This is a genomic window from Bacteroides faecis (assembly GCF_020091505.1).
Taxonomy (GTDB): domain Bacteria; phylum Bacteroidota; class Bacteroidia; order Bacteroidales; family Bacteroidaceae; genus Bacteroides; species Bacteroides faecis.
Map to the genome: position 1 here is coordinate 4,888,081 of NZ_CP081916.1, position 23,330 is coordinate 4,911,410.

Consider the following 23,330-nt stretch of genomic DNA (forward strand, 5'->3'; position numbering starts at 1 on the left):
TACAGCCTTTAAATGCAATATTTTGTTTACATAGGTAGACACAACAAAACGATAGAACTGTTTTCGAAGTTAAGTACCGGAGTATTCTATGCAGCACCAAACTGCCATAAAGCAACTAAAGTGTTAGACAAGATACGAGAAAAATACGATGCAGCTTTATTTATTGAGCAGATCGAACTATCAAAAGATATCGCGGATATCCGTTCTCTGCGCAAAAGATATCCGGGACTTTATATGGTACTGGTTATAGATAGCATCACTAAGGAAGAAGCTACAGAATACCTGAAAGCGGGGGTTAACAACACTATTAAGTACGAAACCAACAGTCAAGTACTAAAAGATTTATCAACTTTCCTCACACGTAGAAAAGAGCAAAAAATAGAGGCTCTACAACTCAAAACACAAAATCTGAATGCTTTTTGTCTGCCCACATGGAAAAGAATCTTTGATATAATCTTTTCCGGAATAGCATTACTTTTTCTCTCTCCTCTTTTAATAGCCACAGCTATAGCTATTCGCATGGAGAGTAAAGGACCGATTATCTACAAATCCAAACGTGTAGGAAGCAACTACCTGATATTCGATTTTCTCAAATTTCGTTCGATGTATACCGACGCCGATAAACATCTGAAGGATTTTAATGCTCTCAACCAGTATCAGCAGGAAGAACAGGAAGAAGATGATATCTGGGGAGAAGAATCCGGCATATCTGAAGAAGCAGATGAAGAAGAAATCCTCCTGATATCCGATGATTTCGTTATTTCGGAAGAAGACTATATTCACAAAAAATCGAAAGAGAAGAGCAACGCTTTTGTAAAATTGGAAAATGACCCAAGAATAACAAAGGTAGGGCGTTTCATACGTAAATACAGCATTGATGAACTACCACAGCTTATCAATATCCTCAAAGGAGATATGTCTATAGTAGGTAATCGCCCTCTCCCACTTTACGAAGCAGAGTTACTGACCAGCGATGAACATATCGACCGGTTCATGGGACCCGCCGGACTTACCGGACTATGGCAGGTTGAAAAAAGAGGTGAAGCAGGCAAACTCTCTGCGGAAGAACGCAAGCAACTGGATATCCAATATGCAAAAACATTCTCCTTCGGACTGGACATAAAAATCATTCTGAAAACAGTTACTGCATTTGTTCAAAAAGAGAACGTATAACTCATTCACTACAGAATGGATAACTTTATCTACATAACAGATGATTTTTTATTTTTTTGTATAGGACTTTTGCTCCTATATCTTTTCATATTGGTTGTTGCTTCACATTTCAAACGAACAAATTACCCTAAAGCTCAAAAACAATATCATTGCGCTATATTGGTTCCAGCCGGAAGTCTTCTTCCTTCAATGTATCAAGAAGCATATGAGTTCATCACATACAAAGACTTGTTGGAAGCAATTCATTCATTGGATAAAGAACGATATAAGTTAGTTATTCTTCTTTCTGACAAGAGCAGTTCTTTATCATCCCATTTTCTAGAAAAGATTTATAATGCCTACGATGCCGGAATACAAGCCATACAACTACATACAGTTGTCAATGAACATAAAGGAATTCGAAAACATTTTCATGTCCTATCCGAAGAAATAAACAATAGTCTCTTCAGATCAGGAAATACTCAGATCGGCTTTTCTTCAAACCTCTTCGGAACCAATATGGCTTTTGACCTGGAATGGCTACAAAAGAATCAAAAAACTGCCAGAACAAATCTCGAACGAAAGTTATTCAAACAGAATATATATATTGAATACCTACCTGACGTAATTGTATACTGTGATTCAGCTCCTGTTTATCCTTATCGCAGACGCATACGAAAGACTCTCTCTTATCTATTGCCATCTCTATTAGAGGGAAACTGGAATTTCTGTAACCGCATAGCCCAACAACTGATCCCTTCTCCGATAAAATTGTGTACCTTTGTCAGCATCTGGACTTTATTGATAACAGGATACAGCTGGACTTCGTCGCTCAAATGGTGGATATTGCTCTTAGGATCGGCAATAACATACAGCCTGGCAATACCGGATTATTTAGTAGAAGATAAAAAAAAGCAAAAACATTCAATATGGAGAAAAAGACACTAAAACAGCGAATCAAACAGAATCCAGCATTAAAAAAAGCTGTACACCGTTTTATTATGCATCCTGTAAAAACACGTCCCAACTGGTGGATACGACTCTTCTATTTTGTATATCTGAAACGTGGAAAAGGTTCCGTTATTTATCGCAGTGTCCGCAAAGACCTTCCTCCTTTCAATCAGTTCTCGTTAGGATGTTATTCAGTAGTAGAGGATTTCTGCTGCCTTAATAATGCGGTGGGAGACTTATTTATTGGAGATTATACCCGTATCGGACTGGGAAATACCCTAATCGGTCCGGTTCGCATAGGAAACCATGTGAATCTTGCCCAGAATATAACAGTCACAGGACTTAATCACAATTATCAAGATGCGGAGAAATTAATCGATGAACAGGGAGTAAGTACCCAACCCGTTACTATTGAAGATGATGTGTGGATAGGAGCAAATTCTGTCATACTACCGGGAGTAATTCTAGGAAAACACAGTGTAGTAGCTGCCGGAAGCGTTGTCAGCCGCTCCATCCCGGCATACTCTATCTGTGCCGGATGCCCTGCAAAAGTGATCAAATCCTATGATTTCGCAACCAAAGAGTGGAAAAAAGTAAAATGATACCTACCTCTAATTATTAATAGTGAGAACAACTACGCAATATACCTCATAAAGGGGATTGTGACAGATACTGAAACACACTATCTTTGCAGTATCAGAATTGAATTAATTAGTCATAATTTTATTACGTAGCCACATTTAAGTAAAAAATGAAATAGAGTCCCGCCGAAGCGATTTCGTCGGGATTTTGTTTTTATATCGATTCTTTAGGATCAATCCGAAACCCCGGTTGTTTTCAGTTTGTTTCTTTTCCGGTGCCCCGCATTTATAAACAAAAAAACGAGTCAATTCCTAAAAGGGAACCACTCGCCACAGCATCAGAAAAGCCAGGAAGGCTTTTCTTTTATTACCTCAATTCCTGAAAACCAATCTTCTTTTTACCTTTTAAACTTCTTACCTATTGTTATCCTTTTTACCTTTTACCAAAAAATGTCCTATTGAACACTAAAAAATTTAATACCTTTATTATTTAAATCTAATACCTTAATAATCTTTTCTTTTACCTTTTAAACTAATAGCAATTTCTCAACTGCTCTGCAAAGGTACGAAAAGTTTCCGTGTTCGCAAACGGTTTCAGATTTTATAACATAATTTGAAGGTTATAAATCCTTCACTTCATTAAGTGTAACAAGCTTATTTACAATGGCATAAATAGTCAATCCAGCCGCACTATGTATCTGTAGCTTTTTGCTGATATTTCTACGGTGAGTAATAACAGTATGGATAGATAAAAACAGATTTTCCGCAATCTCCTTATTTGTCATGCCTTTCACCACACAAATCACGATCTCTTTCTCTCGTTGACTAAGCGCTTCCTGACTGTCAACCTCCTCTTCTTCCGAAACCAGATTCAGCAGTCCATGAATCTTTTTAGAAAGAATATCCAAGTCATCGAAGATGGAAATAGACTCATCGTATTTACTCAGCAAAGAGGCATCTACGAAAGAACTAACCAAGGCAATCAAACGTATTTTCTTGCCAGCAGTTTCTTCCCGGAACCGACTCACATCAAAGTAATCACCAAAAGCAGGATTTACAATCAACATTTCCGGGTACTGCGTACGCAGACAATCATTCAGAGCTTCAACTGAAAGTAATTCAATAGGCTGCACCTTCACATTAGGAAGGCGCTTCAAGGCAGCGGTCAGCCCCCCTCGAATAATTACTGAGGTTTCGGCAATCGCTATTCGAACGGCTTCGTTATTTTTCATTTTCCCTAATCCTCCTTTCCAGCTTCAGAATGGCAGGAACAAAAATATAATCTTCAACTTTACAATGAGATTCCAAACCGGCCTCACAAGCATATATATCGAAAAGAGCCGCGTTCAGCAGATTCTCATTGGCTTTGGCTGGACAATATTTAATGATGATATTCTTCAGTTCTGTCAGCTTCTCTCCCACTTGGTCATGATGTTTGGAGAATGTGCTGATCTGATAATTTCTGGGAGCATTGCCATTTATCAGCGCATCCACATACTTAAATACCGTTTTCTCTTCGTAGTCCATATGCTTACGCACTTCCCGTGTATATTCATCGAAGAATTTGAGGATCAGAAAAGCGACGTCATCCTGTGAGCAGTCAATTGCTTCAATCAATTTACGACGAATCGCAGGGAGAGAAAAGTCCAGGAAATAAATATGGGCTTGCCGCAGATAATCAATCAGCGCAGGAATAGAAATATCCTCACTGCTTCCATCCATTCGGGAGAAACCTTCAGACATAAAATTGACTACAATCAGGAAAGTCCGGCAATCTACTCCATTGAGCTCACAGACTTCTTTCACTGTCTTGTCACCAAATCCCAACGAAAGACCGAAACGGCTCATCACTTGTAACAAGGAATAGTTATCACTGATGAGATCGATCATCTTATCAGTTGGTTTGTATTTTTGCAAATTATCCATTTACACCTATTTATATTAGCGACTGCAAAGAAACGGAATATTTCGAGGATATGCAATCACCACAAATAGGTATTTTCGCTGTTTACAGTTTTCCAAATACTAATTACATGTTACTAATTTATAACAGGAGTGTAGGCTGGCTATTCTTTTTTTAGTAATTTTGTCGCTATCAATCTGTAATCAGTAATTCATAATTAAAAATATGGCAAACGAACTCGAACTGAAATACGGCTGCAACCCGAATCAAAAGCCTGCCCGTATCTTCATGAAAGAAGGCGAACTACCTATTGAGGTATTAAACGGACGCCCCGGTTATATCAATCTGTTGGATGCATTCAACAGTTGGCAACTAGTAAAAGAACTGAAAGAAGCTACCGGCCTTCCGGCGGCTGCATCATTCAAACACGTCAGCCCGGCAGGGGCTGCTGTTGCCGTAGAAATGAGCGACACGCTGAAGAAAATCTATTTTGTAGATGATGTAAAACTATCGCCACTGGCTACTGCCTATGCACGTGCACGTGGTGCCGACCGTATGTCTTCTTACGGAGACTTTATCGCACTGTCCGACACTTGTGACGAAGAAACAGCACGCATCATCAATCGTGAAGTATCTGATGGTGTAATTGCACCTGATTATACTCCCGAAGCCCTGGAAATTCTAAAAAACAAAAGAAAAGGAACTTACAATGTCATCAAAATAGATCCGGCTTACCGTCCGGCCCCTATTGAGCATAAAGATGTTTTTGGAGTTACTTTTGAGCAAGGCAGAAACGAGCTGAAAATAGACGAGAGTCTTTTGAAAGAAATGCCTACGCAAAACAAAGAAATTCCGGCTGAAGCAAAGCGTGACCTGATTATTGCACTAATCACCTTAAAATATACACAATCCAATTCCGTATGCTATGCAAAAGACGGACAAGCGATTGGTATCGGTGCCGGACAACAGTCACGTATCCACTGTACACGCCTTGCCGGAAACAAAGCTGATATCTGGTATCTCCGCCAACACCCGAAAGTGATGAATCTGCCCTGGATTGAAAAGATCCGCCGCGCAGACCGTGACAATACGATTGACGTTTATATCTCAGAAGATCACGACGATGTATTAGCAGAAGGTATCTGGCAGCAATTCTTCACAGAAAAGCCGGAAGTGCTGACCCGTGAAGAGAAACGTGCGTGGCTGGATACAATGACAGGAGTGGCTTTAGGCTCTGACGCATTCTTCCCTTTCGGAGACAATATCGAACGCGCGCATAAAAGCGGTGTAAGCTATATCGCACAGCCGGGTGGTTCTGTACGCGATGACCATGTTATCAGTACTTGCGACAAGTATAATATGGCGATGGCATTCACAGGTATTCGCCTGTTCCACCATTAAAAAGGATTGGTCTCAACTAATTTACAGTTCCATATTCTATTTTATCCCCATTTATAATGAGAATGAAGCAATTATTCCATTATAAATGGGGATTTTCTATGTCTCCGATACCCTCTATCTTTGCACCATCACATTAAAATAGAATCAAAGATGAATAAAATTGGAGTATTTTATGGTTCCACAACCGGAACAACAGAAGACCTCGCCCGTCGGATTGCAGAAAAACTAGAAGTTCCTTCCACACATATTTATGATGTATCCAAACTCACTGAAGCTTTGGTTAATGAATATGATGTATTGGTATTAGGTAGCTCCACATGGGGAGCCGGAGAATTACAGGACGACTGGTATGACGGAGTTAAAGTTTTAAAGAAATGCGACCTGTCTCACAAACATGTAGCCTTGTTTGGTTGCGGTGATTCCGATTCTTACAGTGATACTTTCTGTGATGCCATCGGAATTCTTTATGAAGAGTTGAAAGGCACTCATTGCAAGTTTTGTGGAGCAGTAGACACTGCCGGTTATACATTCGATTCTTCTACCGCTGTCGTGAACGGTAAATTCGTGGGTCTCCCACTCGACGAAGTCAATGAAGACGGTCAGACCGATGAACGTATCAGCACATGGGCTGAACAAATAAAGCAAGAAATCAGCTAATCTTTATCTCCATATTAAATAACAGTTTGCATTATGGCTACCGAAAGAATCATTCCCGGAGAAATCCGGATTTTCCTCAACCACATTTATGAGTTCAAGAAAGGCGTACGCAATATGGTACTCTATACGATGAGCAGAGAGCACGAAGAATTTGCTATCCGCCGGCTGAAGAATCAGAAGATCAGTTATATGATACAAGAAGTAGGTACTAACAAGATTAACCTGTTTTTTGGCAAGCCCGAATGCATGGAAGCCATGCGGCACATCATCATTCGTCCCTTAAACCAACTGACAGCTGAGGAAGATTTCATTCTGGGAGCCATGCTGGGATATGACCTTTGCCAACAATGCAAGCGGTATTGTAATAAAAAAGAAGGCATAAAGATAGCCGTTTAAAAAATAACTTTTGCATTGTTAGCTTTGTTTTGTATGTAGTTTGTCTCGAGTAGAATCGTTTCATAAAAACAGGTTTCCTTTAGAACATTTTCCATTGGAAACTTGTTTAATAAGAAACGATTCTCTCAACAACAAACTAACAACAAGCAGTATGGTGACACAGCAACAAGAACAAACCAAAGCCTACGTACTTGCAGGTATTTTCACTCTTTCACTACGATTGATAGTCGGCTGGACTTACTTCTCAGCTTTCTGGCGCAGACTTGTCCTCGAAAACAAGCTCATTCCGGACAGCAGCGGATACATCGGAGAAAAATTCAATCATTTCCTTCCCAACTCTATTGGTATCAAACCCATTATTGAATACCTGGTCAGCACCCCCGATTTACTTTGGTGGGCAATGCTTATTTTCACTTTAGTAGAAGGCGTTGTCGGGCTCCTTTATATGCTTGGTTTCTTCACCAGGTTAATGAGCATCGGTGTATTCAGCCTGGCATTCGGTATTCTCCTAGGCTCCGGCTGGCTAGGTACTACCTGTCTTGACGAATGGCAAATCGGCATTTTGGGAGTAGCCGCAGGGTTTACCATTTTCCTGTCCGGAGGCGGAAAGTATTCATTAGATCATTTGTTCCAATCCAAACTGTCCAAAAAGAAATGGCTTGTATGGCTCACCTCCGGTGAACTCCCGCTACCTATTAAGCAATTCAGTAAAGTGGCGATAACCGGAGCGATACTACTTTTCATTCTTACCCTATATACCAATCAAGAATTTCACAATGGTGTGTGGGGACCGCTACATAATAAATCAGTCAAACCAAAACTGGAGATATCCAATGCAGATATCCACAATGATGCCCTCAACTTTAAAGTATACCGTATAGAAGGTGCGGATGTATACGGATCATTCCTTATAGGTATTACTTTAAAAGATTCCAGAGGAAAGACCATACTTCAAAAAGATGGAGAAGAACTTTCCCGATTCCCTCTTACCGGAATTAAAAATGACTATATAGCCAAGGTAACTCCGGGCAAGCACAGCCTGATCATTCCGTTAGGGAGTAAAGCAACCCTTACAATAAAAGACAGCAGTCTACAGAATTTACCCAAAGGCAGGTATGAACTTACTTTGACAGACATAAGCGGGATAACCTGGAAGCAAGATATTACTGTCGATTAAGTAAAATCAGCAGCATCTGAAAACAAACAGAAGGTGGATATCAGTAAACTATAGATTGCCACAAGAATAGAATTCCCTCTGTTTCGCAAGCCAATGTTCCTCCACATTTTCTCCACTATAACATTCCTACGACATCGATTATCTATTTCAGTGTGAATTTTCCACCAGGTGAGATGCATAGCCATGCTAAGACTCACTCTAAAAGCTAAAATACAAAGTGTCACTTTTGACACTTTGTATTTTAGCTTCCCCATAGCTTCCATATTTCCGGTCTATCATCATACCCGATATTTTTATTCGACTCCAGAGCGTTAGAGATTTATCAGTATCACTCCTTTATGACATAAGACTCGTCACTCTGCACACTTTTTCTTTCGCTTTCCGCTCTCAATGCGAACTAATTTACCAAATATCTTCCCTTCTGCACTATCTGATTCAACCGACATAACGAATGAAATAGAAGAAAGAATGTTTTGAAACAGTACATTTTTACTCATTTTCAAGATACTGACGCTATCTTACAAGCATAGTTACGCTATTTACCAAGCATAGTGACGCTATCCGCCAAGCATAGTTACTCTATTTGTTCCTTATACTTACTCTATATTTCGTCTGACCTCGCTCTTCACCCCAACTCCCCCCCTACCTGAAGTACTCTGAGAGCCGGGCATAAAATAGAAAGCTTGGTTCTTGAAAGGTGCAGCCCCCTATTTGAAGCTTTTTATGATAATCAGGAGAAAGAAAAACACCGCTATTGAAATCAAAATGCAACCATATAGCAGAATATGCAAACCAATCGACTTTTTCATCTCTCCTATTAAGCAGATCGTTGCCCTTCAGTTTCTTTTTTATATCAATTTATCTTATTCACAAAATAAAAACAGACAAAATCAATATAATGAGCCAAAAGAATACTTATCTTTGTCCCATCAAGAACTAAACACTTAAAGATATGAAAAACAAATATCTACTAAGCCTTCTGGCAGCTCTCGGATTCTCCGGATGCAGCAATAACAACGTTTGGGATGAGCCTTGTTATTACGGTCCCGGTCCCGACTGGACTCCCGATGTCAAACTAACCACTCAGGTACAAAATGAAGATGAGGACACCATCAATGGAATCCGCGTAGTAGCCAGCTACAAAAATCAAAATGATTCATTAATTACAGATACTGCCTACACAGAATCACACGAGATAGACAACTACACGGTAAGCGGCATAGCAACCAGTACACTAAAATTCAAAGAGTACCCTCCCAAAAACAGTGAAATATACCTTGAGTATACCGATGTAGACGGTGAGAAGAATGGTGCATACCAGCAAAAAACAATAAAAATGCAGGAGCTCGGACAAGACAGAAAAGTCACCTTAATAAAAGAAGAAAAAAAAGAAGAAGAGGAAACTAAAGAATGAAACGTATCATTCCCTTATCTCCGCGTCGATGGCTGGCTTTAGAGATATTCCGCCGGATGAAACGCGAAAGAATAGAAGAACATCCCCTCAGACAACTATTTTGGGAATGTACATTACGCTGCAACGTACGTTGTCGCCATTGTGGTAGCGACTGCAAATCTTCTCCTTCTACTCCGGATATGCCTTTGGAAGATTTCCTGAAAGTACTGGACAGCATAGCCACACACACCGATCCGCATAACGTATTTGTAATCATCTCAGGCGGTGAACCGACCGTACGTGAAGATCTTGAAACTTGTGCCAAAGAAATAGCCCGACGAGGTTATCCGTGGGGAATGGTATGCAACGGACTTTACCTCACACGCCAACGGCTACACAACTTAATCCGCAACGGTATGAGCAGCATATCCATCAGCCTTGACGGACTGGAAGATGTACACAACTGGATGCGCCGCCATCCCGAAAGTTTCGACCGTGCAGTGAATGCCATACGCGAAATTACAGCCATTCCTGAACTGACATTCGATGTCATTACCTGTGTCACCCGCCGTAGCCTGCCACAATTGTCGGCCATGAAAAAGCTGCTTATCAGTCTCGGAGTCAAACGATGGAGAGTATCTACCATCTTTCCGGTAGGACGAGCCGCCGAAGAACCGGAATTTCGCATGAACGGAGAAGAATTAAAACAAGTACTCGACTTCATCCGCGACACCCGAAAAGAAGGAATAATCCGAGCCAGTTATGCCTGCGAAGGTTTCCTGGGAAATTACGAAGGTGAAGTACGGAACACACCTTTCTTTTGTAGCGCCGGAGTTTCAGTAGGTTCCGTCTTGATTGACGGTTCCATCAGCGCTTGTAGCAGTATCCGCTCCAACTATCACCAGGGCAATATCTATCAAGACGACTTCTGGGAAGTATGGCAAACGAGATTCCAACCTTACCGTGACCGTTCATGGATGAAAAAGGACGAATGTGCCCGGTGTAAATACTTCCGCTATTGCCAGGGCAACGGTATGCATTTGAGAGATAATGAAGGAAAACTGTTGGTATGCCATCTGAACAGATTGACGGAAGATTCTGCCAAATGACAGAGACAAAACAGTTTATAATATAAATGTCCGGTTTACCGTTATAATCGTTATATTGGCAGATAACCACACGATATAAACCCACCATATATAGTTACTAACTCCCCCAAGAATACCCATTTCAGGTGATTGCATGAAATCGTAAAAGCCTCTATCTTTGCAGTATCAGAATTGAATTAATTAGTCATAATTAAAAATTACGTAGCCACATTGAAAACATTGGAATCGGCAGAAGTGATTCTCCCGCATTTTCACATTTGGTTGTTAGTAAACAAAAACCATATAATGTATTCAATATTACAGAATAAGTGTAAATAGCATAAATTCTAGTAAACAAAAGGCCCGGCTTGTGAAAGCCGGACCTTTCTGTTTTTATATCCGGCGGTCTGTATTTACAGTTTCCATCCCGATGTCTGTTCCTGTATATTCCAGAGTTTGGCATACAGTCCCGGCTGACTCAGCAACTCATCATGAGTACCCTGCTCTGCAATTCTTCCTTCTTCCAGTACAATAATCTGATCGGCATTCTTAATTGTTTTGAGCCGGTGAGCGATGACAATTACCGTTCGTCCCGCAATCAAGGTATTGATGGCCTGTTGCACTTCTACCTCATTTTCCGGGTCAAGAGAGGCAGTAGCCTCATCCAGCAATACTACCGGAGCTTCTTTCAAGATAGCGCGGGCGATGGAAATCCGTTGTTTTTCTCCTCCCGAAAGCGTGCAGCCGCCCTCTCCTACCATCGTATCATACCCTTTGGGCAGGTGCATGATGAATTCGTGGCAACAAGCCTTTTTCGCTGCCGCTACGATCTCTTCATCCGTAGCATCCGTCCTGCCGAAACGGATATTGTTCTTCAGCGTGTCCTGAAACAGATACACATCCTGAAAGACCATAGAGCAATGCTTCATCAACGACTCCGGCTCCAGCTCCTTCATATCCATTCCGTTAAAACGAACCGCACCTTTACAGGGATCATAGAAACGTGCGCAAAGTTTCAGCATGGTACTCTTTCCACTTCCGGAAGGACCGACCAGAGCAGTGAGTGTTCCTTTTCTAAGAGTCACGGAGATATCATGCAATATCTCTTTTTCCTGATAGCCGAAGGATACATGGTCAAAGGTAATGTCTCCGCTTTCGGGCACGTCACGGTCCCCCTTCATCTCCGGTTCGTTCATCAACGAAAGGATACGTCCTCCCGCAATGGAAAAGTAGCGGAACTCGGCAAAGTTAGTCAGAGCGGACGTCAGAGGATCGAAGACACGGGAACCGACTACCAGAAACATGACAAACGTAAGCAGTGAAAGTTCCCCTCCTATCAACAGATAAGTACCACAGAGTATCATGAATGTCAGTCCGGCACGGATCAATGTGACCGAGAATAAGATAAAAGGACCGAGAAGTGCTTCCTGCCGGATACAGGCGCGACGAAGATCACTGAAAGCCATTTTCAGGCGTTCGAATTTACCGCCCAGCAGATTGTATGCTTTCATCACCCGTATCCCTTGCAGATATTCTTCCAGACGGTTTCCGGCATTAATCTTGGCTTCAATCTGCCGTACACTCAATTTGCGCTGGGCAATATTGCTAAGCAGCAGCACGGCAACTGCAAGCGGTAAAGCAACAAACATAGCCACTGCCATGCGCCAGTCAATCCAAAGCAACCCCAAAAAGGCAAGGACCGGCATCACCAATGCTCCTATCAATTGAGGCAAGTGATGCGAGATACCCGTTTCCGCCATAGTAAAATCAGTGATCAGCATCGAAGAAAGATCGCCCGGATCTCTGCGGGACAGGAAGCCTAATGATAATTTACGCAGATGCTCCGCCAGATGAATGCGCCCTTCGGCACTCATTTCATAAGCCCCCCGAAAGTTGGCACGATAGGCGGCACGTTCGGCAAAAGCCATTACCAGCATATACACCACCAATACAGCAAAAATCATCCAGAGACGATTGGTATCCAACGGTGTACCGCTACCGTCGAACGTGCGGAATATCACATTGATAGCTTCGATAGAAAGACAGAACGGGACAATATTCACCAGATTGGCAAGCATCGTGTAACCGACAGGCTTACGCAGACGTTCGGTATGTCCTACCGTAATATTCTTGATTACATTCATTTTGTTTCCTCCTTTTTAACAGTTAATTGCCAACGGAACGCGCTGGTATAGGCATCCCACATTCTTTTGTATACTCCATCCGTTTTACTTAATACTTCATGGCGCCCGCTTTGTATGAGTCTGCCTTCTTTCAGCACCAGTATTTGCCCGGCTGAAATAATAGACGAAAGCCGGTGGGCAATAATGATGACCGTTTTATCTTTTATAAGTCGCTGAATAGCTTGCTGCATCTTATATTCATTCTCCGGATCAGCAAAGGCAGTCGCTTCATCAAGCACCAGTATCGGCGCATTTTTCAGAATGGCCCTTGCCACACAGACCCGCTGCGATTCACCACCGGACAAATACACTCCTTTATCACCGATACGGGTATTATAGCCATCCGGCAGACTTTCTATAAAATCATGACATTGCGCCGCACGGGCAGCTTCGATCACCTGCTCGCGTGTAGCGGACGTATTGCCAACCCGGATATTCTCATAAAGGGTATCGAAGAAGAGAAAACTATCCTGAAAAACAAATGAAACAAGGTTCATCAAATCCTCGGTCGCTATCTCTTTTATATTGATTCCGCCTATACAAATCTCGCCTTCGCTGACATCCCAGAAACGGGGTATCAGATTGGCTACCGTAGACTTCCCGGAACCGGACGTCCCCACCAATGCAGTAATCGCTCCCTGCGGTGCAGTAAAAGAGATGTCTTTCAGTGCTTCGGTACGAGTCGTTTCCGCTTTGTTCTCATAGGCAAACGACACCTGACGAAACTCGATATCATAGGAAACAGGCAGACGCGAAACCTCTGCTTCAGGAAGTGCCTGTTCATCAAATATGCGGTCGATACGTTTCACTCCCTCATCGATTTCGTTCGTACTTGAACCGAGATACATCAACTTATAAATAGGAGATGCCACACCGGGCCCCATGATAATAAAGAAGAGGTAAATTGCCGCCAGAACAATATTCTGCGGTTCTCTGCTCAAAAGCAACAAGCCGACGGGCAAAATAAAGGTGATCAGCGAGTTCAGCAATACCGTAAAGGCGGTCATACCGGACTGATAGGTATCGCAGACCCTTAAGGCATAGCTCTTGTAAGCTTCTATCTCGCTATTAAACTGACGGAACGAACGGACACTCTGACCAAAGATCTTCACCACAGGCATACCCCGCACATACTGAACAGCCGAAGCACTCATACGCTCCTGCGTGTCATAATAGATCTTCATAAACTCTTTAGCTTTCTTGCCAAAGAAATTCATAAACTGCAAACCGATGCTGCAAACGATACAGACCACACAAATGGCTGCCATCCACCCGTTCAGCGAAAAAAAGATGATAAACATCAGCACAACGGTTGCCAGCACATTGACTAAATCGGGAATCGTGTGTGCCACAAAATTCTCGATCTTCTCTATATTCTGCTCCATCGTTTTCTTGATTGCTCCGGTAGAAGTACCATTCAGGTATCCCAGCGAAAGTCGTCCGATATGTTCGGACAAACGGATGCGCAACCCATAAAGAATACGGAATGCAGCTACATGAGATGCCATCAATGCTCCATACAGCAAAAGCAGTCCTGCCACCAGACCGATAAACGCTACCCATCCCCAGTGCATAAGTACACTGCTATCCAATTCATTGATCTTGCTGCCATGCAACAAAAGTTCTTTCAGCACTTCATATACTGACCAATAGGGAACCAACATACATAAGGCACTGACCGCCGAAAGTATTCCGGCCAATATCAGCAAGCCCTTCTTCTCGCCTGCTATCTCAAACAAGCGGGCTACACCACTCTTTCTTTTCTGTTTTTCTTTCATACCATTTATTTATATATCACTAAGTCTTTAAAAAAGAACAATCTTTCGAATCGTTCAAAAAAAAGAAGGAGCTCATGCGTTCATGAGCTCCTTCCAACCTGCCGTTTCAAAGGCTATATATTCTGCTATAAATTTCTGCATTTCTTCTTTCTTCACGTGGTGCAGCACCAGTTCTTCGAGCAAAGCAAACAGCCACACCGTATTGAGATGAATAAAGAAATCGGTGATACCTATATTCAAATGTGGATACTTCTGCTTCATTCCCTGGAAAAAGACAAAAATAGTACGTGTCATCGCATCGGTATATTCGGCGCGGAAGTTTTCCAGAGACGATCCCTGTGCCTGAAAAAGCAACATACGCAATCGGATGCGGTGCCCGGAAACCAAATCAATATACTCCTGCACAGATGCCTGCTGAAAATCTGAACTTATAAAAACATCTATCGTCATCTGGTTAGCATCATGACTGTATATCTTGGCATACAATTCATTCAGCACCGGCTTCAGAATCGTACGGAATATCTCATCCTTATTGGTGAAATAGTGATAGATGTTGCTGACTGTTATCCCCGACCGGGAAGCAATTTCGCGCATGGAAGCATCCTTATATCCTTTTTCGGAGAATACTTCTTCGGCTATATGGAGAATCTTTTCCTGTATGTCTTCTTTCAAATATTGCATAGTGGCGTTTTATTCACTCTGCAAAGTTGAGAAGAACTTTTGGTTTGAGAAATACCCATTTATAGGGATATTCTTACAATGTACTACCTATAGAAATGAAGAATGAAGAATTACTTTGCAGCGTGATAGCGCAGCCAATTCTTCATTCTTCATTCATCATTCTTAATTCTTCAGCCATTCTTTCGGGAGAACTTCCTTTTCGCCCTTTTCATTGACCAGTTCCATTTGCAACACTCCTCCGTTACAATCGAAGTAACGTACTTCCATCGGATGCAGTCCGGCTTTCAACGCCTTCTGTACAATGATCTCAACCGGAGAGTGTGCTCCGTCATTATCGCCCAGCAGTTCGCCATCCAGTTTCAGTGTACTGCCATCATCCGAGAGAAGAGCGAAAGTATAAATACCGTCAGCAGGTACTTCCAGATAGCCGGTCAACACAAGGCCGATATCACCTTTCACTTCTTCGGGAATGGAAACAGATTCTACGATATATTCTCCATTCACGGGAGCTGTATCAATATCTTCACAAAGATTGCCGCGGAATTTATGCCATACAGCTTTCAATCCGGGATTCAGAGAAGTCCGGGCCATTACCGCTTCTGCATAAGGAGCTTTGACATACCGAGTACGTGCTACATCCGAAGGAGAACCGTCGGGACGGAAGGTACGGAAAGTAAAATCTGTCGTTTCCGTCACTTTCAGATTGCCTTCGTAAAGAGTAGATTGCTTCGTCGGCATGCTGCCGTCCGTAGTATAGCGAACTTCAATGCCGGGTAGCGGACAGGTTAAATCAACCGAAGTCTCATCAAGGAAAGCATTCACTTGATAGAATCCTTCCAGATCGGGTACCCGATAATTCAAACCCATTACGTCCATCCGCTTGAAGTGCGGAACAAGCTGGCGATAGAACTCTTCCAGATTCGGTTTTGCCTCCGGCTGTACCCAGGCTATTTCACTCAATGCCACCATACGGGGAAGAATCAGGTATTCGACACGCTTCATAGACGGAATCCATTCTGCCCAGAGATTAGCCTGTACACCCCAGAAACAATCTTTCTGTTCCGGAGACAGGCGGTCGTCCGCATACGGGTCATATGCGAGTATCTTCTTCACGGAGTTTTTATCCTGCGCATAATCAAAATAGAAATATTCATTCGGACAGGCAATCACTTTTTGTCCTTGTGAAGTGGCCATAGGCACCGCCTCTTTCGACCAGCTTCTCCACCAGGTAATGGCAGCATCCGAGGTCAGACCGTCGGCTACGACCTCATCCCAGCCTATCAGTTTCTTACCATTGGCCAGGAAGAACTTCTCCATATCACGCACAAACCATGCCTGCAATTCTTCCACAGATTTGAGTCCTTCCGTATGGATTCGTTTCTGGCAACGGGGACATTTCTTCCAATTGGTTTTCTCTACTTCGTCACCACCCATGTGTACATATTCATAAGGGAAGAGATCGAATATCTCTTTAAAGACGTCCTGACAGAATTCGAGAGTAGCATCTTTCCCCGGACAGATAGGAGAAGAAAAGGTTTCCCCCCAACCAATCAGCCCGTCACAAGCGAGATCGGGATATTGGGTGATGGCAGCCAAGAAATGTCCCGGCATATCTATTTCCGGAATTACATCAATTCCTCTCTGCGCAGCATAATCCACAATTTCCTTGATATCTTCGTGTGTATAGTAACCACCGTACAGGGTATCCCCTTCCACAATCCGTATCTTATTTTCCGGAATCAGGAAGTCGGTGTTATCCTCTTCTACTGCACGTTCCATACAACCACGATCGTGTTTATTGAACTTCCGCCACGCTCCCTTTTCCGTCAGCAACGGGTATTTCTCGATTTCGATCCGCCATCCCTGATCATCCGTCAAGTGCCAATGGAACTTATTTAGTTTATACAGGGACATCAAATCCAATACATGCTTCACCTCATCCTTATTCCAGAAATGGCGGGAGGCATCCAACATAAATCCCCGCCATTCAAAACGTGGTGAATCTTCTATCTGCACAGCAGGAATAGAAAAAGTCTGCTTCGTACCCTGCACTTCTATTTCGGCAGGCAAGAGTTGGTGAAGGCTGGCAATAGCGGAAACAATACCCGAATAATCTCCGGCTTCTATCTGAACAGACTCGGGGGTAGCCTGAAGCTTGTAAGAACCCGATTTTCCATCGGTTTGTTCCAGTTGAAGATAAATATCCGCCTGACCGGCCTCGGTCACTTCTACTGAGGTAGATACTATATTCCGCAGAATATCCTGCAAATATCCGGCAGCCGGAAATAAAGACTGATCGGAAACACCGATTTTCATTCCATCCTTTAAGACGAAAGCACCCGACTGTTCCGTCAGACTAACGGGGGTAGGTAAAATTGCGATCTCTTGCTTCACCGTAGGCGTACAAGAGGATAAAATACATGCTGATACAATCAGTAAAGAAGTACTTAGTTGTTTGAGCATAAGGTTAACTGTTTAATAAATTGATTACTTTGACTTTTATTGACTATCTATATATAATACAACTCAAACAGCAAAACTACTAAAAGAGAAAGAGAAGTTTTTAGTGATTCCCTACTAAATGCACACCCTAAAAGGGTGGATACAACCTGCCAACAGCTAAGATATCCTATTTTTAAGAACTTCCTCATTTATAAAACATCCGGGAAGCAATCGTTTCATCACATTCCCGGATGCATAGTCCGCTACTCTGGCATCGGAAAATAACAGACCGGCATTGTTATTAATAACTAATCTTTACTCCCGCAAAAAAACTTCTCGGAAGTGCGGGGCCATAGATATAGCCGGAATCCCGGTTAGCTCCCCTGTCGAAGTCCTTCTGATAAGATTCGAAGATATTCTGAACACCTCCGCTAAGCTGTAAATCTACCGTTTTATATAGCTTAAAGTCATAGGCTATTTTTACTCCCAGATCGAAGAATTTCGGTGTAAGTATCGCTTCTGCTTTCCGTTCGGGCATATCTCCCATCGCTGCATTTTCTGCTGTGATATCCATACGCTGCACAAGCATATTACCGGTATATGTACCGGATAAAGCTATTGACAGAGGTTTGATCGGAGTATAAGTAGCGGTAAAATAGCCATATGTATCGGGAGTACGGAAGATTTTTCTTTCTGCCGGGGCGTCATCGTGCCATTTATGCGCTTCATCATAGCGACTACGCTGCAATGTTAACCCGGCTTGTATTTGCAACAAGGAAAGATAAGCCAGTTTTCCTTCCAAGGTGATTCCCATTACTTTAGCCCCCGGGCCATTGCTGCGGGGCTTCACCAATATACCATCTCCCCGGTCATAGGGTTCTCCCAGTACAAAGACGTCAGTCAGTCTTGTATAGAATCCCTCCACCAGCAGATTAGTCTGAAAAGCACCGAAACGATGATACATATCGGCAGACATACTAAAACTCTGCGATTTTTCTTCCTTCAAATCTTTAGCACGCTCAATCATAGCGACCGTTCCACCTACATTTTCGATATGCATATCTTCATCAAATGCTTGTGGGGCACGGAAACCGGAGGAATAACTCAAACGCAGATTGATATTATCCGTAGGATTGAAACGCAAGTTGGCACGCGGGCTGAAAATGATATCATCCACCATATTGTGTTTATCCAGACGACCACCAATCAGAATCCCCCAGTGTTTGTTCTTCCATTCGTTCTGTAGAAAGGCACTGTAAATATTGACAGTCTGATCCGTGTGGCGATCGTACCCCCACATATTATCCTTCAACCGGTCGCGATTGTATTCAAGCCCTGCCGTCAGATCGGAAGGCATGAACAACAGTTTATCAAAGGAGTGTACATACTGCGCGCCGCCCATCGCAGTGAGGTCCGTCGTTTTTCCATATGCTTTGAGCGGGTCGTTACCAGGTCCGTAATAGCTGTCACGATCCGTATTAGCCGCTGAAGCGAATACACTTAAACGATTCTTCTCATCCGGTGAGAAATAATCGTACTTCAGGCTTCCGCCATCTATGGAGTGCTGTAACTGTTCGGCAATATGGGCTTCATGCGGAGGACGGTTCAGCATATCGCCGCCACGCCGGAACTCCTGCATATGATGGTATTCAAACGTCAGTTTAGAATAGGTGCTCGTTTTCAGGTAAGAGCGGAAACCTACCGTCTGATTCTTCAGTTTCGGAAGTTCTGTGAATCCGTCTCCGTCGTAATCATATCCCGACCGATGACGATTCTGCCCGAAAATATATAATCCGGCACGATGATCGTCCGTCACCAACGAAGCATTCAGCGAGGTGTTATTGTCAAAGGATGAACTGCCGCCTATGGAAGTAATTGTATGCGATAACCGGCCGGAGTTTCGCAAAGGCTCTTTCGTGATGATATTAATCGTACCTGCAATAGCCGATGAACCGAACAATGCCGATCCTCCTCCACGCATCACTTCCACACGTTCAATCATGCTGGCGGGAATCTGCTCTAAACCGTACACACCTGAAAGGGCACTGAACACAGGACGGGAATCGATGAGTATCTGTGTGTAGGGGCCATCCAGACCATTGATTCGGACTTGTTGGAAACCACAATTCTGACAGTTTGTTTCTACCCGCACTCCGGGCTGAAAATTCAGTCCCTGCGATAAGGTGGAGGAGTTAGTAGTCTCAAACAGCTTCAAATCGACCACATTCACCAAAGTCGGAGCCAAACGCCGTGTTGTCTCACTACGATTGGCAGAAACGACGACTCCGTCCAAAGCAATCGCGTCTTCTTCTATTTCGAAATTTTCTTCCAATGTTTTCCCTTTCTTCAAGGTTACATTCCGGCTGATCGTCTTATATCCTACCGAACTGATTTCCAGTACAAAATTCCCCTCCGGCAAGTTTTTCAGAAAATAATGTCCGGTAGCATCCGTTACCGTTCCGATAGTAGTCCCTTTCAGTGCTACTGTAATATACGGCAAATGTTCGTTTGTTTTTTTATCTAATATATGACCGATGATATTCGCATCAGATTTTCTCAGTTCAGGGTACTCCGGGTGCTCAGCCAATGCAGGCAACAGGGCACAACACAGGCTGACCAGGACTAAAAGATATTTTTTCATTGTCGTTAGTCTTTTAATGTTTTTAATCAGAAAATAATAAGGTAGCGGAAGCAAATAAAGTATTTGTTTCTGAATGATAAATATCTGCCTCCTAAAGTGTAGACTAAACGGCGGGAGGTGCCCTTAAAGAAACGACACCCGGGCAAGAGCACGCATATCGCATGCCTCGCGGACGGGTGAAAAGAATACATAATATAGATAAAACAGCAGCAACAAATAAAGGAATGATTCCGCTATCTGTTGTCAATACATGATTCAATAAATGAAGTAACTGGAACTCAACAGTCGTATGGCTGTGTTCACTGCCTTTCTTAAAAGGGTGTGAATGGACAATTGTTACACCATTTACCACATGGGAGTGGGTAAACAAAGTAATCCCTGCCATGTACGATATAAATAGTACAGGCAGAAAACACTTCATTATATTCAGGTATAATTGTTTCATTCGTTCGTTTTTGTGCAAGAAATCTAATATGTTTAGTTTTGCGTGACAAATATAGGGATTGTTTCACAGACGGACAATCCCTATATATAACGATTTTAGAGCTAAAAAGGTTCTTAAACCATTATTAATAGCTAATCTTCACGCCGGCAAAGAAACTTCTCGGCAGTGAAGGACCGTAAATATAGCCTGAATCACGGTCGGCTCCCTTATCAAAATCGTTCTGATAAGCATTGAAGATATTTTGTATTCCGGCGTTCACCTGCAGGTTCACTGATTTATATAGCTTGAAATCATAAGCCGCCTTCAATGCAATATCAAAGAAATCCTCCGTATTTACTGTTATCGGCTTATCCAGGAATCCGGGAACGGGTTCGTGAGGCACCAGCATCGAACCGGTATAGGTGCCCGAAAGAGCAATAGACAACGGTTTTACCGGAGTATAGGTTGCAGTAAAATAGCCGTAAGTATTCGGAGTACGCATCATCTTCTTCACTGCCGGAGCATCCGGATTCCATTCATGAGGCTCGCTGTAATGACTCTGCTGCAAAGTAACTCCTGCCTGAATCTGGAATTTATTCAGATAAGCCATCTTTCCTTCCAGTGTCAATCCCATGACACGGGCTCCCGGAGCATTATAGCGTGTACGTGTCAGTATACCATCTTTTACTTCACCGTCGGTCAAAGCAAAAACATCCGATAATTTAGTATAAAATCCTTCTACCAGAAAATTGATCTGGAATGCCCCGAAACGATGGTAAATATCTGCCGAAGCACTCAAACTCTGTGATCTCTCCTCTTTCAGATCCTTTGCAAGCTCAACCATTGCCACTTTTCCACCCACATTCTCTACATGTAAATCTTCATCAAAAGCCTGCGGCGCACGGAAACCGGAAGAATAGCTCAAACGCAGATTGATATTTTGTGTAGGATTGAAACGTAAGTTAGCGCGCGGACTGAATATAATATGATCAATCAGGTTATGTTTATCCAGACGGCCACCAAGCAAAAATCCCCAGCGATCGTTCTTCCATTCATTTTGCAGGAATGCGCTACCGATATTTACCTTCTGGTCTACTGTACGATGGTATCCCCACATATTATCTTCCAGCTTATCCTGATTAAATTCTATTCCGGCTGTCAGGTCAGAAGGCATGAAAATACATTTTCCGAAACTATAGACATACTGTGATCCTGCCATCCAGTTCAGGTCGGTGGTATTTCCATAGGCATTCAAGTCCTGTCTACCTCCATAATAGCTGTCACGATTGATGTGCTGTGCAGAGGCAAACACATTGAAGCGATGTTTCTCGTTCGGTGAAAAATAGTCATATTTCAATCCACCGCCATTGATAGAATGTTCTGTCTGTTCGGCAACATTCGCTTCGTGAGGTGGACGGTTCAGCAAGTCCCCTCCCCTGCGGAATTCTTCCATATGGTGATATTCGAAAGTCAGTTTCGAATAAGTAGTCGTTTTCAGGAAGGAACGAAAACCAACAGTCTGACCATGTATTTTCGGTATTTCAGAGTATCCGTCTCCATCATGGTCGTAGGCCGAACGATGACGGTTCTGACCAAAGATATATAAACCTGCACGCTGGTCATCCGCAACCAGTGAAGCATTCAAAGCTGTATTATTATCGAAAGCGTCTCCGTCTCCAATACCTGTGATCGTATGAGACAACATTCCTGAATTGCGAATCGGTTCTTTGGTGATAATATTGATTGTTCCGGCAATAGCAGACGAACCGAACAAAGCCGAACCGCCTCCACGCATTACTTCTACACGTTCTATCATGCTGGCGGGAATCTGTTCAATACCATACACTCCTGAAAGCGCACTGAAGATGGGACGGGAATCAAGCAAAATTTGTGTATAAGGACCATCCAGACCGTTAATACGTACCTGCTGGAAGCCGCAATTCTGACAGTTGGATTCTACACGCACTCCCGGCTGGAAACTCAATCCCTGTGCCAAGGTAGTAGAATTGGTTGTTTCGAACATTTTCATATCGACTACATTCACCAAAGTAGGTGCCAAGCGGCGGGTAGTCTCGTTACGGTTGGCGGAAACGACTACACCATCCAAGGCAACCGCGTCCTCTTCTATTTCAAAATCCTCTTCCAGTGTACGGCCTTTTTTCAGTGTCACATTGCGTCTTACGGTTTTATAGCCGACTGAGCTAACTTCAAGCACGAAGTTACCTTCGGGAAGATTCTTTAAGAAGTAGTGTCCGGTAGCATCAGTCACGGTACCAATCGTTGTACCTTTCAATGCCACAGTGATATAGGGCAGATGTTCTTTCGTGTTTTTATCAAGGATATGGCCTACAATATTAGCATCCGATTTACGTAAATCCGGATATTCAGGATGCTCATGGAGAGCAGCTTGTCCTTCGAGGGCAGGCAACAATGCACAGCACAAACAGACAAGCGAAAGAATGTATTTCTTCATTTTTCGTTT

The 23,330-nt window shown here is 42.9% G+C and carries 18 protein-coding genes; 9 read left to right on the forward strand and 9 right to left on the reverse strand.

Translation table 11 applies throughout. The annotated features are described in order from the left end of the window. The first annotated feature begins 12 nt into the window (after positions 1–12). The 3 genes from K6V30_RS19195 (at position 13) to K6V30_RS19205 (ending at position 2,705) form a co-directional block, all read left to right on the forward strand. Complete coding sequence (locus K6V30_RS19195; protein WP_010538441.1) at positions 13–1,173, forward strand: sugar transferase; 1,161 nt, start codon at positions 13–15, stop codon at positions 1,171–1,173. Positions 1,174–1,362: 189 nt separating this feature from the next. Next, entirely contained in the window at positions 1,363–2,100 is a 738-nt protein-coding gene (locus K6V30_RS19200; RefSeq protein ID WP_371441465.1) for a glycosyltransferase family 2 protein, read from the forward strand. Then, entirely contained in the window at positions 2,082–2,705 is a 624-nt protein-coding gene (locus K6V30_RS19205) for an acyltransferase (protein ID WP_010538443.1), read from the forward strand. Before K6V30_RS19200 ends, K6V30_RS19205 begins: the two co-directional genes overlap by 19 nt. A 599-nt stretch (positions 2,706–3,304) precedes the next feature. Here the strand turns inward: K6V30_RS19205 and K6V30_RS19210 are convergent. Beyond that, positions 3,305–3,916, reverse strand: a complete 612-nt coding sequence (locus K6V30_RS19210; RefSeq protein WP_055269694.1) for a response regulator transcription factor — start codon at positions 3,914–3,916, stop codon at positions 3,305–3,307. Then, entirely contained in the window at positions 3,906–4,610 is a 705-nt protein-coding gene (locus K6V30_RS19215) for a hemerythrin domain-containing protein (protein ID WP_008763082.1), read from the reverse strand. Before K6V30_RS19215 ends, K6V30_RS19210 begins: the two co-directional genes overlap by 11 nt. Before the next feature lie 202 nt (positions 4,611–4,812). Here K6V30_RS19215 and K6V30_RS19220 point away from each other — a divergent pair, with 202 nt between their 5' ends. The 6 genes from K6V30_RS19220 to K6V30_RS19245 all read left to right on the forward strand — a co-directional run bounded on the left by K6V30_RS19220 (position 4,813) and on the right by K6V30_RS19245 (position 10,720). Further along, positions 4,813–5,988, forward strand: a complete 1,176-nt coding sequence (locus tag K6V30_RS19220; protein ID WP_010538446.1) for a phosphoribosylaminoimidazolecarboxamide formyltransferase — start codon at positions 4,813–4,815, stop codon at positions 5,986–5,988. Positions 5,989–6,138: 150 nt separating this feature from the next. Next, positions 6,139–6,645: a flavodoxin FldA gene (gene fldA, locus K6V30_RS19225; RefSeq protein WP_010538447.1), complete on the forward strand. Its 507-nt coding sequence runs from the start codon at positions 6,139–6,141 to the stop codon at positions 6,643–6,645. A gap of 33 nt (positions 6,646–6,678) precedes the next feature. Further along, a complete protein-coding gene (locus tag K6V30_RS19230) occupies positions 6,679–7,041 on the forward strand; it encodes a DUF2023 family protein (protein ID WP_010538448.1) in 363 nt (120 codons plus the stop codon). Positions 7,042–7,192: 151 nt separating this feature from the next. Then, complete coding sequence (locus K6V30_RS19235; RefSeq protein WP_010538449.1) at positions 7,193–8,218, forward strand: TQO small subunit DoxD; 1,026 nt, start codon at positions 7,193–7,195, stop codon at positions 8,216–8,218. Between the two features lie 952 nt (positions 8,219–9,170). Further along, positions 9,171–9,632, forward strand: coding sequence for a radical SAM-associated putative lipoprotein (locus K6V30_RS19240; RefSeq protein ID WP_055269688.1), 462 nt, complete (start codon positions 9,171–9,173; stop codon positions 9,630–9,632). Further along, positions 9,629–10,720 carry a TIGR04133 family radical SAM/SPASM protein gene (locus K6V30_RS19245; protein ID WP_055269686.1) on the forward strand — a complete coding sequence of 364 codons (1,092 nt, stop codon included), beginning with the start codon at positions 9,629–9,631 and terminating at the stop codon, positions 10,718–10,720. The genes K6V30_RS19240 and K6V30_RS19245 overlap by 4 nt, the downstream gene beginning before the upstream one ends. 392 nt (positions 10,721–11,112) lie before the next feature. Here K6V30_RS19245 and K6V30_RS19250 read toward each other — a convergent pair whose 3' ends face one another. The 7 genes from K6V30_RS19250 to K6V30_RS19280 form a co-directional block, all read right to left on the reverse strand. Further along, positions 11,113–12,843: an ABC transporter ATP-binding protein gene (locus tag K6V30_RS19250; protein WP_055269684.1), complete on the reverse strand. Its 1,731-nt coding sequence runs from the start codon at positions 12,841–12,843 to the stop codon at positions 11,113–11,115. After that, on the reverse strand, positions 12,840–14,660 hold the full coding sequence (locus K6V30_RS19255; protein ID WP_055269682.1) for an ABC transporter ATP-binding protein: 1,821 nt from the start codon (positions 14,658–14,660) through the stop codon (positions 12,840–12,842). The genes K6V30_RS19250 and K6V30_RS19255 overlap by 4 nt, the downstream gene beginning before the upstream one ends. A gap of 72 nt (positions 14,661–14,732) precedes the next feature. Further along, the gene (locus K6V30_RS19260) at positions 14,733–15,341 is read right to left on the reverse strand and encodes a TetR/AcrR family transcriptional regulator (RefSeq protein WP_010538455.1); all 609 of its coding nucleotides are present in this window, start codon (positions 15,339–15,341) and stop codon (positions 14,733–14,735) included. Between the two features lie 162 nt (positions 15,342–15,503). Further along, on the reverse strand, positions 15,504–17,804 hold the full coding sequence (locus tag K6V30_RS19265; RefSeq protein ID WP_055269680.1) for a family 20 glycosylhydrolase: 2,301 nt from the start codon (positions 17,802–17,804) through the stop codon (positions 15,504–15,506). Positions 17,805–18,084: 280 nt separating this feature from the next. Beyond that, a complete protein-coding gene (locus K6V30_RS19270; protein WP_010538457.1) occupies positions 18,085–20,424 on the reverse strand; it encodes a TonB-dependent receptor in 2,340 nt (779 codons plus the stop codon). A 103-nt stretch (positions 20,425–20,527) separates the two neighbouring features. Beyond that, complete coding sequence (locus K6V30_RS19275) at positions 20,528–20,869, reverse strand: hypothetical protein (protein ID WP_010538458.1); 342 nt, start codon at positions 20,867–20,869, stop codon at positions 20,528–20,530. A gap of 124 nt (positions 20,870–20,993) precedes the next feature. Then, the gene (locus K6V30_RS19280) at positions 20,994–23,321 is read right to left on the reverse strand and encodes a TonB-dependent receptor (RefSeq protein ID WP_055269678.1); all 2,328 of its coding nucleotides are present in this window, start codon (positions 23,319–23,321) and stop codon (positions 20,994–20,996) included. Positions 23,322–23,330 lie beyond the last annotated feature (9 nt).